We start from the raw sequence: 15,015 nt of genomic DNA, 5'->3' as shown, positions 1-15,015 counted from the left end.
GATAACTGCATATTAATCATTAAGTACAAGTACAGTATAAAAAAATAAAAAGGAGATGATTGTTATGAAATACGATTTAGATAGAATCGTTGACCGAAAGGGTACTAATAGTGGAAAATGGGAATTTGGTGCAATGATAAACCCAGAAGTTGATGCAGATACATTACCATTATGGGTAGCTGATATGGATTTTGCTTGTGCAAAACCTATTCAAGAAGCAATTAAGGCAAGAACTGATAGAGAAATATTTGGGTATAGCATGTGTATGACAGGTGAATACTATAGAGCAGTTTGCTCATGGATGCAGAGAAGATTCGGTTGGTATGTACATTCTGAAGATATTTTTATTAGTCCTGGTGTGGTTCCTGCAATTAGCAATTTAATTAAATGTTTTACTAAAGAAGGCGATGGAGTCATAATTCAAAGACCTGTTTATTATCCGTTTACAACAAGTATTGAAAATAATAAACGTGTGGTAGTAAATAATGCATTAATTAATAATGATGGTTACTATACTATGGATTTTGAAGATTTAGAAGCAAAAGCAAAAGATCCTAACAATAAAATGATGGTTTTATGTTCACCACATAATCCAGTGGGAAGGGTTTGGAAAGAAGAAGAACTAAGAAGAGTAGGAGAAATTTGTCTTGCAAATGATGTAATTTTGGTATCAGATGAAATCCATTATGACATAGTAAGAAAAGGTGTAAAACATACTGTTATTGATACACTTTTCCCTAAAGAAGATAGAATCATTGTTTGTACAGCACCTAGTAAATCATTTAATCTTGCAGGTTTGCAAATGTCACATATAATTATTAAAAATAAAGAATTTAAAGAAAGATGGAATGAAGTTGTAGGGATGAGTGCTTCTTCTCCACTTTCAATTTGGGCCGTTCAAGCAGCATTTGATGAAAGTGAAGACTGGTTAGATCAAGTAAATGATTATATTGACGGTAATATGAATTATATTAAGGAATTCTTGGACAAGCATCTTCCTAAAGCTAAATATGTTCCAGCAGAAGGAACTTATCTAGCGTGGATAGATTTAGAGGCTTACCGCATAGGTGGAGAAGAACTTGATAAGCTTATGGTAGAAGATGCAAATGTATTACTTGATGGGGGTACAATGTTTGGACCAGAAGGTAAATATTTTCAAAGAATTAATGTTGCTTGTCCTAGAAGCATACTTCATGAATGTTTAGTAAGAATAGCAAACACAATGAATAAAGTTCGAATAGGTGATAAATTAAGAGACTTTACATATGATACACCTTGGGAAAAAAATATTGATTTTAAATCTAAACTTGATAAGAAAACTTATCTTGTGTTTTTAAGATATTATGGCTGTACTCTTTGTCAGGTAGATATAGCAGAATTTATTGAAAGATATAAAGAGTTTACCGATAAAGATGCACAATTATTTGTAGTTTTACAAAGTGATGCAGAGACAATAAGTGATCAAGTAAAAAAAGAAGATATTCCTTATGATATTATTTGTGATCCTGACCAGAAATTATATAAACTGTATAATCTCAATACAGCTTATAGTCAAATGGGTATGGCATCAGGAAAAGTTCTTGAAAAAGGAATGAAAGCAATGCAAATGGGTATACAACATGGAAAATATGAAGGAAACGAACTTCAATTACCAGCAGCATTCTTAATTAATGAAAAAGGCATAGTGGAATTTGTACATTATGGTAAAGATGCATCAGATATTCCAAGCGTTGAAGAAATGATAGAAAAACTATAGGTAGTAACAAAATGTAAATTTATATAATGTGGATAACTTTTATTGCTTAAGTTCATAAGTTTTTGGCGAGGGGAATCATCTCTACACGTTATCATATAGTTTTTTCAATATGTGTATAATCTTTGACGGTTCCGACAAGAGCTCGTTTCGAAATAAATATGAAACTCACTACTCACTACGTTCCTAGCAGTAAGTGATTCACTCAAAATCGCAGATTTTGGTTTTCTACTTAGAAACGATGAAGAAACGAACTCTTGAAGTCACTCTTTCAAAGAAACATTAGATGATACCTAGTGACTATATTGATAGTATTCATAACTAATATATGCTTAAAATGGGGGAAACAAAGTTATTTCAATGCATTTAAAGGTAGAATTTATGAATAGTGTAGCATTTTGCACTTAACTATAGAAATTATAATAGGAGGTAGAAAAAATGAAATTTAATAAAGTAACACTTATGTATTTTTCACCAACAGGTACTACAAAGAAAACACTAGAAAACATAGCCAAAGGAATGGATATAGGAGAAATAAAACATTTGGATTTAACTGATTTTGATAAGAGATGGGAAAGAAGAGTATTTGAAAAGGATGAATTGATACTCTTTGGAATGCCTGTTTATAATGGTAGAATGGTACCTGTTGCAAAAGAAATATTCAATAGAACAGCTGCTGATGGTACATTATGCGTACCAATAGTAGTATATGGTAACAGAGCATATGAAGATGCACTATTAGAACTTAAAAATGGAGCTGAGAAGTGTGGATTTAAATCGGTAGCTGCGGCTGCATTTGTGGGTGAACATTCTTTTAACAATGGATTAGGAGCAGGAAGACCAGATGAAACAGACGCTAAAGAACAAGAAGAGTTTGGACAGAAAATATTAGAAAAGATATCTAGTTTATCAAATCTTGATGATTTAAATATAAAAGTACCTGGTAATTTTCCGTACAAACATTCAACTGATTTGCCAATTTCACCAACGGTTAATGATAAATGTAAAAACTGTGGTAAATGTGTAGAAATCTGCCCTATGAAAGCAATAGATCCTAATAACCCTAAAAGAACAGATAATTTTAGATGCATTCTATGTTATAGATGTGTTAGAAATTGTCCAGAAGGTGCAAGAGAAGTAAGTGTTCCTAAATTTAAAGAACAAATTAAACTTCTTGCAGTTATGGCGCATGACAGAAAAGAACCTGAAATATTCATTTAATATATTGATCATATAAACTGATAAGGGTTGTTTCAAAATGTTAATTTTAGTTGTCAAATAAGGTGTTTTAATAACAAGGATTCTGGCATTTTGAGACAATCTCTCTGATATATTTAACTAACAAGGAGGAATATTATGTCTGATAGTAGTGTTTCAACTAAAAATTTAACAAAGTCATTGGGGCGTAAAGAACTATTTCCAGTGGCTATAGGGCAGACCATTGGTGCAGGTATTATGGCTTTGACAGGAGTAGCTATTGCAATGACAGGACGTTCTGTAAATTTAGCATTTATGCTAGCTGCGGTAGCAGTTATTGGTTTAACTATTCCCATGATTTTCATAACAAGTTCAGTAAGATTAAGAGGTGGTCAATATACACAAGCAGCAGTATTTGTTGGCAAGAAATTTGCGGGAATGTTTATTATTATTTATCTTGTAGCTAACGTTTCCATAGCAATGTATGCAATTTCATTTGCTGATTATTTCTTTGCACTAGTACCTGCAATACCTCCCAAATTAGTTGCAATAGTTATTTTGACAATAGTTTTTGTTATTAACTTCTTTGGAGTTAAAGAGGCTACAAAACTTCAATCAGCAATGGTTGTTATTCTTGCAGTGGCACTTGCAGCGTTCACAGGATTTGGAGTTTTTGAAATAAAACCGGGATATTTTCAAAACCCAGGTTTTATGACAGAAGGTATTACAGGATTATTAACAGCAATGGCATTATTAACGTTTGCAACTGGTGGCGCGAGTGTAATACTTAACCTTAGTGCTGAAGCAAAAGATGCCAAGAGAGATATTCCATTTGTTCTTATAGTTGCGACGCTTATTGTTGCATGTTTATATGCTTTAATGAGTACCGTTGCAGCAGGTGTATTACCAGTTGATCAAGTTGCAGGAAAGCCTTTAACATTAGCTGCTGAAGCTATTTTACCAAATTGGTTGTATGTATTCTTCATCGTAGGTGGTGCGATGTTTGCACTTATTACTACACTAAATGCAACTGTAAGCTGGGTTACAAAACCAATAATGCAGGCATGTGTCGACGGATGGTTTCCTAATTCACTTGCTAAGCTTCATACTAAATATAATACACCTTATAAGCTTTTATTAATATTTTATATAGTTGGATTAATACCTATTTTAACAGGACTTGATATTGAGTATATTGCCAATTTTGCGTTATTACTTAACTTTATAAGCTTATTAATTATTGGATTCGGATGTTTTAGGCTTCCAAAGCTTTTTCCAAAACAATGGGAAGCTTCTCCATTTCATGTTAGTAACACTTGGTTTTATATTTTAAATATAGTATCAGTTTTAGTTATAGCACTTCAAGCTGTATTGATGGCAGCTAATCTTGATAAAGTTGGGTTAATTGGAAATGCAGCAGTTATGTTATTTGCTATAGCATTTGGTATAATTAGAAGTAAAGAAGTTAATATGGAAATAAGTGTTGAAAACGCATAAAAGCCCTTATTTAGAGATATAAGGACTTTAGAAAATGATTCAACCCATAGTCAGCCTACCAAGTCGTCTATGGGTTTTTATTATAAGTATAATATATCATATTGAATACAATAGTGCAATTTTAAATACATTTAATACCAGTCTGGATACTAAACATAAATTTGTATTATTAACTAGCAACCATAAAGATGCTAGGAGACATGCAGGGTTTCTTTCTAAGGAACATTGGTACGCATGTTTTTTCCTTCAATTTATAATAAAGAGGTAACTCCTACTCATTTCATTCCTAGCAGTAAGTGATTCACAAGAAATCATAGATTTCTGTTCTCTACTCAAAACATGTATACACACCGCGTAAGAGAAAGATTCCTGCATGGCTCCCTCGCTACATATTAGAGAGCTAAAATAAATTTAAGCAATTTAATTTTTAATTAGAAAAATTTCAAAGTATTGGTTGTCAAATTGTAATATATTCCAGAAATTTTACACTATTATAGATATTGATAATTATTTTCAAATTATTACATCTATATGTAAGTGACCACTAAAAAAGCGGTCATTGATTTAATATTATATTTTGTATTCAATGCTTTTGTTATTGCTATATTTTGGTCAATGTTTACTTGAGAGTTCATTGTATTTACTAGTTTTAAATTTTGACTTTTGTTTTCTTTACACCCAACTAAAGTTAAGCTAATTATAATTATTAATATAATAATTAGATAAGTAAATTTATGTTTATGCATTATTCTATTAAACCTCCTTACCTTGTTACGATTATGATATTCTTTGATTTATATATTTGTTACTGCACATAATCCCAAAATAATTGGTTTTTTTGTTGAAATTTATATGTTTTTAAATTAAACTTTAATTATAGCTATATTAATTTATATAAAAAGTATAGTTAAAGATATGAAAGTAGGCGAGGTTATGACAAAAACAAATAATACATACAAGGGTATAGTATTATTATTACTATCAGCTATTTTTTTTGCAATAAGTTCTGCTTTTGGTAAAATAGTTACAGTAAATACAAATTTATCAGGAAGTATATTGGCATTTTCAAGATTTTTTATAGGATTTATATTAGCTTGTACATATGTTGTAGTTAAAAAAAAGAGTCTTAGACCTAACAATGTTAAGTGGGTTTCGCTTAGAGCTGTTCTTAATACTTTTACAATAATATTATTCTTTTATGGAATACAGCTTACAACTATTACAAATGCAAATATGTTAAATATGACCTATCCAGTTTTTGTTTTTTTGATAGCGCCTAAAATCAACGGTGAAAAAATCCCCAAAATATATTATTTATTTTTAAGTCTAACAATTATTGGATATTATTTAGTAGTAGTACCTGATTTCAATAGTATAAATATTGGAGATGTAATTGCTCTTATTTCAGGTCTTATTGCTGCGTTTGCTATAACGTCTTTAAGAGAAGCCAGAAAGTATGATGAAAGCTATTTAATAGTATTTTATCTTATGGGGTTTGGCAGTCTTATGAGTTTTTTTACTGCTCTACCTAGTTTTGAAACAGTTTCAATTAGTTATATGTATTATATAATTATATCAGGTTTACTGGGTGCTGTAGGTCAATTATTTATTACTGCTGGATACAGATATGTAGATGCTGCCACAGGATCATTAGTTTCTGCTAGTAGAATTATTTTTTCAGTTATTATTGGAGCAAGTTTCTTTGCTGATCCGTTAGGATTAAGAATTATAATTGGTGGAATATTAATAATGTCATCATTGATTGGTGTAAATAGAATATCAATGATAAGAGATAGCAAATAATATTAATAATAACTTAAAATATTGAATTAATGACGCAAGTGTAATAAAATAGTTTTATACTAAAAAACAGATTATATTATGTCTATATTTGCATTGAATAGAAAAATATAATAAAATGATATTGTGTTATCCAAATTTTAAAAAAATTATGGGGTGGAAGATGAATATACCAAATATTCTTACTACTATAAGATTTATTCTAATACCAATTTATGTATTAATATTTTTTTCATATATGGAATACAGTGTGATATATGCTACATGTATTTTTATATTAGCAGGCATTACTGATGTTCTAGATGGTTATATTGCAAGAAAATATGATATGATTACAAAGTGGGGAACTATTTTAGATCCTTTAGCTGATAAACTTACACTTATAACTGTTATAGTATGTCTATATATAAAAAACTATTTACCATTCTGGGTCTTAGTATTTATAGTTATAAAAGAATTATTGATGATTTTTGGAGGATTTTTCTTGTTTTGTCATATGGATAAAACAGTTATACCAGCAAATAAGTATGGTAAATTATCAACTTTAACTTTTTACATAGTAATTTTTATAATAGCGTTTGATATAAGTAAAAATTTAAATTATTTTATTATAACTATTGCAGTTTTAATTGCATTGTTTGCTTTTATAAATTATTTTATTGGATTTAAAAAAATTAATCAGAATAAGCATCAAAACATTGACAAAGAATAAAAATTATAGGATAATAATTGTAATTATATTTTAATTTAATATTTCATAAATGCTATGAATGAGAGGAGTAAACAAAAATCCTTATATAGAGAGTAGTGTTCACTGGCTGAAAGACATTACATGGCAATTTTTGTTGAAGGTAGCTCATGAGCTTTTGAGATGAAATAATAGTAGTCTCAAACGGTTATAACCGTTATTATTATTGAAAGAGTTATAAAATTTAAATAATCGAATTTTATAAAATTAAGGTGGTACCGCGAAAATAGTCTTCGTCCTTATCAAGGATGAGGATTTTTTTTCTTCTATTTTGTGTTTTGACCTAAGCATAAAGAGGAGTGATAATGATGTATGAACTAGGTATAGTGTTGATTTTAATTGGTGGAATTATTGTTTTTGGAGCAGATAAGCTTTATAAAAAAGGTAAAATAAAGGATATGAAACACTTGTTGATTTTAAAAAGTAGTGGGCTTGGATTAACTATTTTAGCACTTTTATTACTAATAAAATTTAAGTGAAAAATTCTCAAGGGTTGTCTCAAAATGGCAAAATTCTGCGTTATTGAAATATTTCACGACTAATCATGAGTAGAGAACAGAAATCTATGATTTATTGTAAATCACTTATTCCTAGGAACGAAGTGAGTAGTGAGCTACATCTAGTATGCTCATATCTATAAGCAGAGAACCTAAATCTTTGATTTAGGGTGAATCGTTTACTCAGAGGAAGAATGAGTCTGAGTTTCAATTAGTATAAACAATGCCTTGAATTTTACTCATTTTGAAACAACCCAATGGGGCGACTCAAAAAAATTTGAGACAGTCTCATCTAAAAATTGATAAATAATATTGTTCTATATAAAGAGGAGGATGATGAAAATGAAAGAAGATTTAGCAAAAAAATATAATCCTAAAGAATTCGAAGATAGATTGTATGCATATTGGATGAATTCAGGAAATTTTGAAGCAAAACCAAACAAAGACAAAAAGCCATTTACAATAATGATGCCGCCACCAAATGTTACAGGTAATCTACACATGGGTCATGCATTAAATAATACTATACAAGATGTTTTGATTAGGTACAAAAGGATGCAAGGCTTTGAAGCTTTATGGCTGCCAGGTACAGATCATGCTTCTATATCTACAGAAGCAAAGGTAGTAGCAAAGATAAAAAGTGAAGGCAATACTAAAGAAGAATTAGGTAGAGAAAAGTTTTTAGAAAAAGCATGGGAGTGGACTGAAGAGTATGGTGGAAATATCAAAAAACAGTTGAGAAAATTAGGTATTTCATGTGACTGGTCCAAAGAAAGATTCACACTAGATGAGGGTTTAAGTAAAGCTGTTGAAGAAGTTTTCATAAGATTATATGAGAAAGGTTTAATTTATAGAGGTAATAGAATTATTAACTGGTGTCCTAGTTGTAAAACAGCTATATCAGACGCTGAAGTTGAGCATCAAGAAGAAGGCGGAAAGTTATGGCATGTAAGCTATCCTATTAAGGGTGAAGAAGGAAGTATTATTATTGCAACTACAAGACCTGAAACGATGCTTGGAGATGTTGCAGTAGCAGTTCATCCAGATGATGATAGATATAAACGTCTTATAGGAAAAATGCTCATACTTCCATTGGTTAACAAAGAGATACCTATAGTTGCAGATGATTATGTTGAAATGGAATTTGGTAGTGGTGCTGTTAAAATAACTCCAGCTCATGATCCTAATGATTTTGAAATAGGTTTAAGACATGATTTAGAGCAAATAAAAATTATGAATGATGATGCTACTATAAATGAAAAAGGTGGTAAATATGCTGGCTTAGATAGATATGAAGCGAGAAAGCAAATTGTAAAAGATTTAGATGAAGCTGGTTATTTAGTTAAAATAGAAGATCATGGACATAATGTTGGACATTGTGAGAGATGCGGGGCTACTGTTGAACCATCATTATCAAAGCAGTGGTTTGTAAAAATGAAGCCTCTAATTGAACCTGCAATAGAAGTGGTTAAGAATGGTAAGCTAAAATTTGTGCCTGAAAGATTTAATAAAATATACCTTAACTGGCTTGAGAATATAAGAGATTGGTGTATTTCAAGACAGTTATGGTGGGGACATAGATTACCAGTTTATTACTGTGAAGACTGTGGAGAGATAATTGTTTCTCGAGAAAAGCCAGAAGCTTGTTCTAAGTGCGGAAGTTCAAATTTACATCAAGATTCAGATACATTAGATACTTGGTTCTCGTCAGCACTTTGGGCATTTTCAACATTAGGATGGCCTGATAATACAAAAGAACTTGAATATTTCTTCCCAACAGATGTATTAGTAACAGGTTATGATATTATTTTCTTCTGGGTTGCAAGAATGGTATTTTCATCACTTGAAAACATGGGAGATATACCATTTGAACATGTTGTGTTTACAGGACTTGTAAGAGATTCTCAAGGACTAAAAATGAGTAAATCATTAGGTAATGGTATAGATCCATTAGAAATAATAGAGCAATATGGTGCAGATGCATTAAGATTCTCTTTGATTACTGGTAATACACCAGGTAATGACATGAGGTTTTATATAGAAAGAGTTGAAGCTAGTAGAAACTTTGCAAATAAACTATGGAATGCTTCTAGATTTGTTATGATGAATTTAGGTGATTATACATTAGAATCAGCTAAAGGTAAGAAATACGATTTAAAAGCTGAAGATAAGTGGATACTATCGAGAGTTAATACTGTGGCTAAAGAATCAGCTGATAACATAGATAAATTTGAACTTGGTATGGCAGCTCAGAAAGTATATGACTTTATCTGGAATGAGTATTGTGATTGGTATATTGAAATTGTTAAACCAAGATTATATGGTGAAGATGAAGCTGATAAAGAAACAGTTAAATATGTGTTATTATCAGTTTTAAGAAATATATTAAAACTCTTGCATCCATTTATGCCATTTATAACAGAAGAGATATGGCAGCATATTCCTGGCAATGATAAGGATTTAATGATTAGCACTTGGCCAGAATTTGATGAAAACATGGATTACCCTGAGGCTGAAAAAACTCTTGAATTCATTATGGAAGCAGTAAAAAATATAAGAAATATAAGAGCGGAGATGAATGTAATACCTTCTAAAAAATGCAACATAGTTTTTATAACACAATCTGAAACAAAGAAAGCAATTTTAGAAAATGGTAAGAGATATTTTATGACTTTGGCAGCAGCTTCTGATATTAGTATTTTAAATAGCAAGGATGAGTTTAATGAAGATGCTATGTCAGCAGTAGTTGAAGATTGTGAGATTTTCTTACCAATGAATGAATTAGTAGATATAGAAAAAGAAATAGAAAGATTGCAAAAAGAGAAGAAAAGATTAGAAGGCGAATTAAAGAGAGTTAAAGGCAAGCTTTCAAATGAAGGGTTCATAAAGAAAGCACCTGCACATGTAGTTGAGGAAGAAAAAGAAAAACAAGTTAAGTATCAGACTATGATGGAAAAAGTGCTTGAAAGATTAGAGAGCATAAAAAATAAATAATAAATCATACAAAAATACTGGCTTGTCCAGTATTTTTTGTATGATATTTTTTAGTTAGATGCTATAATAAAAAATAAGTAAAAAAATTTGATTTTAAAAAGACAAGTTTGAATTTTGTTTTTTAGAATATTGATTTTTTTATGATAAAAAGTATTATAAGACATTTAAGAGGTGATATTGTGAATTATGAAGATGCTTTAAATTTTATACATGGCTCTAAAAAATTTGGTAGTAAATTGGGATTGGATAATATTAGCAAGTTATTAGAACTTTTAGAAAATCCCCAAGATAGTTTGGATATAATTCATATAGCAGGGACAAACGGAAAGGGTTCAACAGCTTCATATATAATGAATATTCTTAAAGAAGAAGGTTATAGAGCAGGATTTTTTACTTCGCCATATTTAGAAACATTTACAGAAAGAATTAGAATAAATAATAATCAAATACAGGAACATAGACTTTGCCAGATAACTAAACTAGTCAAAGAAAAGGTTGAATATATGTTAAATCATGGCTATAACCATCCTACTGAATTTGAAATAGTAACTGCAATAGGATTTAAGTATTTTGAAGAAGAAAATGTAGATTTTGTTGTACTAGAAGTTGGTTTAGGCGGTAGATTTGATGCTACTAATGTTGTAAATAAAACATTAGCTTCTGTTATAACATCTATTTCATATGATCATGTAGATATTTTAGGAGATAATCTATCACAAATAGCTAGAGAAAAGGCAGGAATAATTAAAGAAGATGGGTTGGTATTTTCTTATCCTCAAGAAACAGAAGCAAAAGAATCTATAGTTGAGGTAGTAAAAAATAAAAAAGCAGAGTATTTTGATTTTAGCTGCGAAGATGTCAACATAATAGAGAGTACTAAATGTGGCAGTAAATTTGATTTTAAAACAAAAGAATTTGAATACGCTGATTTACACATAAATTTATTAGGCGAACACCAGATATACAATGCTGCTCTCTCTGTGATGGTTATGGAGACACTCAGACAAAAAGGATTAATAAAACTATCAAAAGAAGCTATAATTAATGGAATAAATAATACAAGCTGGAATGGGCGGTTAGAACAAATAAGTGAAAAACCTGACTTTATTATAGATGGAGCACATAACTTAAATGCAGCTATTGAGCTTAGAAAGACTATTATTAATCTATTTAGTGATAAAAGATTAGTTTTAGGTATTGGAATGCTTAAAGATAAAGACGTGGATGGATGTATTGACTTACTTGTTCCTTTAGCAGATGAAATAGTAGTTACAGAGGCTCCACTATTACCTAGAGCTATGAAGGCTGAAGATTTAGCAGATAAGATAATAAAATATAATAAGGAAACGCACATAGAAAAAGATATAGAAAAAGCGGTTAAAAAAGCTTTAGAAGTTGCAAATGAGGATGATTTAATAATTTTTTCAGGGTCTTTATACATTATTGGTGATGTGAGGAGGATAGTGAAAGATAATAAATAATTCTTAAAACAAGAATTTATAGATATCTTATTTATAGAATAGAACAAGGAGCTGACTTTAATTTAAAATAGCGCCTTGTTTTTTTATTGATTTACTATATATTACATAAAACTACCATTTTACCTAGGAATATGGTATAATTGTAAAGATAACGAAAAAAATGTCGACATATTATGATTTTAATTTTAATTTATATTTTTGTTTTAAAGACATTAAAAAGTTTTTGTAAAAGCAAAATTATTAAGGAGTGATGCATATGATTTTTTGGTCAAGAGGAGGAATTCTAGTTTTAGTTGTTTTAGTTTTAGCTTTTATGTTAATGGGATTTTTATTTGATACCATTACAGGTATTGATGATTATACTGATGGACATGGCTTACCTGATGTACTTGCATTTGCACTTTCTGGAGTTATATGTTGGTTTATGGGAAGAGCACTAAATAAACCAAAAGGAAAAGTTTACATTGATCCAGAAACTGGAAATCAAGTTGTATTTTCTAAAACCCATACACTGTTCTTTATTAAAGTAGAGTATTGGGGGATTATACTATTGGTGATAGCATTTATTAATATATTTACATGCCAACAACTTTAACATGATCTAAGATAAAAAATAAAGTACATATAATCTTATAGTTTTTGGAAATTACATACTACAATATTTAGTGAAAAAAAGAATGGAAGGTGATTAAAGTGAAAAAATTCTTTATTTTATTATTGATGAGTTCAATGCTATTGTCTCAGGTAGCTTGTTCGGACAAGACTGTTAGCCAGGATGTCGAAGTAAATAGCAATAGTGAAGTAAATAGTGAAGTAGATAGCAATAGTGAAGTAGATAGCAATAGTGAAGTAGAAGCAGCGGAAAAAGATAATAACTCAAACATATCTGAAGTAAATAATGATAATGATGCTAAGGAAGAATTTGAAATAACTGTGTCTACATTTAATTTAGCTGAAGCAAATAATGATGCAAATAATAGTAAGTTTGAAATAGTAGAACCAATGTACAATTTGCCTGAGGATAAACAGTTTAATATAAAGCTTAATTTGGGAAATGAACCATTTGACGATTTTCTAATTGAAGAATGTTTTGGTGTATATACCGATAGAGAATGTGAAAATAAACTATTAGCAGTTGTTAAGTATGATAAAAAAACAAATACTATTACAATAAAACCTGATAAAGAGAGTTGGGCTATGTATCCAAGAGAAGGTATAGAGTCAGACAATAATAGGACATGGGGGTCGTTACAAACATATTATTTATTGATTAATCATGATGTTTTAGCTACAAAAGTAACTCAATTAGAAAAGCCAAAACGAATGATGTTTACTATAGCTTCTAAAATAGATATTCCGACTGTGACAGCAAAGCCTAATAAGGAAGGTAATATAACGCTACATTGGGATTCAATACCTGAAGCTACGGAGTATAAAGTATATTATGGTGGACAATTCAAAATGAAGGAATTGAGTAAGACTAAAGCCAATGAATTTGTTCTTACTGAAGAAGAGTATAGAGAAACAAGTATGAATACTTTGTTATCAGATGTATATGACTATGCTGTTGTAGCTGTTAAGGGTAATGATGAGTCTAGATTGAGCAATGTTATTAAAGGTGTAGATTACATGGAAATAGCACCTAATAAATTAGTTGAAATAGGAATGTCTTTTACAGATGATGATATTGACTCAATATTAGAATTACCAAGAAATGTTGATGTACAAATGCAAAAATATTTGGATAATGATTGGTTAGTTAAATCTTTTCCAGTAATTTGGGACTTTGATACAGTTGTTGAAAATGAATTTGGAACAGAGTATTACAATGGAAAAGTTTTGGGTACAACATTTAATATAAAATACATTCCATATCACGAACATCCTACAGCAGAGGAAATAGCTGAATTTAATGAAGTTGATAATGGTGTTTCTAATGCTGTTACTACTGATGTTGATGAAGTAATTGATATACCAAATGCACCTTCTAATAGTGAAAACGCAGAAATACCAGATAGTGATTCTCAAAGTGATATAACACAAATTGTTACTGAGCCTGAAAATGAAGTGCAGAAAACTATGGAAATTGCAATAGCTGAAGGAATGTTAAACCACAATAATGAAATAGATTTAAGTGCTTACAAGGAATCAGGTGATTCAATTTATCTTAGAGATGTACTAGGAAAGGTTTGTACGCAATATCCATTAATACTTGATGAAAAAAATGTTAAGTTTGATTTTGTAAATAAAAGACTGCTTGTTGAATATGAGTTTACAAAAGAGGAAATGGTTAAAAAGCAGAAAGCAATACAAGATAAGGTTGCTTTTGTTGTAAATTCGGTTATTAAACCGGACATGAGTATAGAACAAAAAGAGCAGGTTTTACATGACTGGCTTGTAGATAATAGTCAATATCATGAAGAAATATTAGAAGCTTACTTAGATGGTACAGATGTAAGCTTAATAGCTGCTAAATATGCAGACTCTTTTAATCCTTATGGAATATTAATAAATGGTGTTGGTGTTTGTCAAAGTTATGCTGAATCATACAAATTGTTGTGTGATGCTGCTGGAGTACCATGTGTAGTAGCATCAGGAACACTTGGTTCTGTTCCTCATGCATGGAATAAGGTTAAATTAGATAATACTTGGTATCATGTAGACGCTACTAATAATGATAATGATGGAGCGATGCCTTATGCTGTATTTAATGCAAGTGATAGACTTGTCGCTACAGATTTTGCTATAAGTAAGACATATGTTATTGATAGTGAGCTTGATTTATATTTGAGTGATAAGGATGATAAGGACTATTATAAGATGAATGGAAATTTTGCTGAATCTGAGCTTCAGCTTAAAGAATTGTTAGAAAAGAATTTGAAGAATGGACAAGATTTTTGCATAAAAATAATTCCTGATATTTCAGATGATACTATTATTAAATTATTAGGTGAATCATATCAAGAATATGGAACTAAACCAAGTGAAAAAGTACTACTTGGTAAAATGTTTAATATATTGGGTGTTAAATACACTGATTAATTATGC

At 30.1% G+C, this 15,015-nt stretch carries 11 protein-coding genes and 1 other annotated feature; of the genes, 10 read left to right on the top strand and 1 reads right to left on the bottom strand.

All coding sequences use genetic code 11. The features are described from left to right. The first annotated feature begins 64 nt into the window (after positions 1-64). From AYC61_RS15585 to AYC61_RS15575, 3 genes are all read left to right on the top strand, one after another. Positions 65-1,756: a PatB family C-S lyase gene (locus AYC61_RS15585; protein WP_082760003.1), complete on the top strand. Its 1,692-nt coding sequence runs from the start codon at positions 65-67 to the stop codon at positions 1,754-1,756. A 435-nt stretch (positions 1,757-2,191) separates the two neighbouring features. Continuing rightward, entirely contained in the window at positions 2,192-2,974 is a 783-nt protein-coding gene (locus AYC61_RS15580) for a 4Fe-4S binding protein (RefSeq protein ID WP_066504494.1), read from the top strand. 135 nt (positions 2,975-3,109) lie between these two features. Beyond that, positions 3,110-4,447, top strand: a complete 1,338-nt coding sequence (locus AYC61_RS15575) for an APC family permease (RefSeq protein WP_066504493.1) — start codon at positions 3,110-3,112, stop codon at positions 4,445-4,447. A 527-nt stretch (positions 4,448-4,974) separates the two neighbouring features. On the opposite strand, the gene AYC61_RS15570 is transcribed toward AYC61_RS15575, so the two are convergent. Then, on the bottom strand, positions 4,975-5,193 hold the full coding sequence (locus AYC61_RS15570; RefSeq protein WP_066504492.1) for a hypothetical protein: 219 nt from the start codon (positions 5,191-5,193) through the stop codon (positions 4,975-4,977). 169 nt (positions 5,194-5,362) lie between these two features. On the opposite strand from AYC61_RS15570, the gene AYC61_RS15565 reads away from it, so the two are divergent. The 7 genes from AYC61_RS15565 to AYC61_RS15540 all read left to right on the top strand — a co-directional run bounded on the left by AYC61_RS15565 (position 5,363) and on the right by AYC61_RS15540 (position 15,009). Then, positions 5,363-6,250, top strand: a complete 888-nt coding sequence (locus tag AYC61_RS15565) for a DMT family transporter (protein ID WP_082760002.1) — start codon at positions 5,363-5,365, stop codon at positions 6,248-6,250. 160 nt (positions 6,251-6,410) lie between these two features. Further along, on the top strand, positions 6,411-6,959 hold the full coding sequence (gene pgsA / locus AYC61_RS15560; protein WP_066504490.1) for a CDP-diacylglycerol--glycerol-3-phosphate 3-phosphatidyltransferase: 549 nt from the start codon (positions 6,411-6,413) through the stop codon (positions 6,957-6,959). A 45-nt stretch (positions 6,960-7,004) separates the two neighbouring features. Further along, positions 7,005-7,239: a binding site (T-box leader), on the top strand. Positions 7,240-7,300: 61 nt separating this feature from the next. Further along, positions 7,301-7,474 (top strand): hypothetical protein, encoded by a 174-nt coding sequence (locus AYC61_RS21395; protein WP_156456490.1) that lies wholly within the window; start codon positions 7,301-7,303, stop codon positions 7,472-7,474. Positions 7,475-7,828: 354 nt separating this feature from the next. Further along, positions 7,829-10,486, top strand: a complete 2,658-nt coding sequence (locus AYC61_RS15555; RefSeq protein WP_066504481.1) for a valine--tRNA ligase — start codon at positions 7,829-7,831, stop codon at positions 10,484-10,486. A 179-nt stretch (positions 10,487-10,665) separates the two neighbouring features. Then, on the top strand, positions 10,666-11,967 hold the full coding sequence (locus tag AYC61_RS15550; protein ID WP_066504479.1) for a bifunctional folylpolyglutamate synthase/dihydrofolate synthase: 1,302 nt from the start codon (positions 10,666-10,668) through the stop codon (positions 11,965-11,967). 256 nt (positions 11,968-12,223) lie between these two features. Then, entirely contained in the window at positions 12,224-12,562 is a 339-nt protein-coding gene (locus AYC61_RS15545) for a hypothetical protein (RefSeq protein WP_066504477.1), read from the top strand. Positions 12,563-12,660: 98 nt separating this feature from the next. Further along, the gene (locus AYC61_RS15540; RefSeq protein ID WP_066504466.1) at positions 12,661-15,009 is read left to right on the top strand and encodes a transglutaminase domain-containing protein; all 2,349 of its coding nucleotides are present in this window, start codon (positions 12,661-12,663) and stop codon (positions 15,007-15,009) included. Positions 15,010-15,015 lie beyond the last annotated feature (6 nt).

Origin of the sequence: Abyssisolibacter fermentans, from assembly GCF_001559865.1 — a bacterium.
GTDB classification, from domain to species: domain Bacteria; phylum Bacillota; class Clostridia; order Tissierellales; family MCWD3; genus Abyssisolibacter; species Abyssisolibacter fermentans.
Note: the sequence above shows the minus strand (reverse complement) of the source record. Positions and strands in the feature narration are given on the sequence as shown.

Excerpts from the sequence above, each read along its gene's own strand:
- AYC61_RS15565 (WP_082760002.1), top strand. The coding sequence starts at position 5,363 with ATGAAAGTAGGCGAGGTTATGACAAAAACAAATAATACATACAAGGGT.
- AYC61_RS15575 (WP_066504493.1), top strand. The coding sequence starts at position 3,110 with ATGTCTGATAGTAGTGTTTCAACTAAAAATTTAACAAAGTCATTGGGG.
- AYC61_RS21395 (WP_156456490.1), top strand. The coding sequence starts at position 7,301 with ATGATGTATGAACTAGGTATAGTGTTGATTTTAATTGGTGGAATTATT.
- AYC61_RS15545 (WP_066504477.1), top strand. The coding sequence starts at position 12,224 with ATGATTTTTTGGTCAAGAGGAGGAATTCTAGTTTTAGTTGTTTTAGTT.
- AYC61_RS15570 (WP_066504492.1), bottom strand. The coding sequence starts at position 5,193 with ATGCATAAACATAAATTTACTTATCTAATTATTATATTAATAATTATA.
- AYC61_RS15580 (WP_066504494.1), top strand. The coding sequence starts at position 2,192 with ATGAAATTTAATAAAGTAACACTTATGTATTTTTCACCAACAGGTACT.
- AYC61_RS15585 (WP_082760003.1), top strand. The coding sequence starts at position 65 with ATGAAATACGATTTAGATAGAATCGTTGACCGAAAGGGTACTAATAGT.
- pgsA (WP_066504490.1), top strand. The coding sequence starts at position 6,411 with ATGAATATACCAAATATTCTTACTACTATAAGATTTATTCTAATACCA.
- AYC61_RS15555 (WP_066504481.1), top strand. The coding sequence starts at position 7,829 with ATGAAAATGAAAGAAGATTTAGCAAAAAAATATAATCCTAAAGAATTC.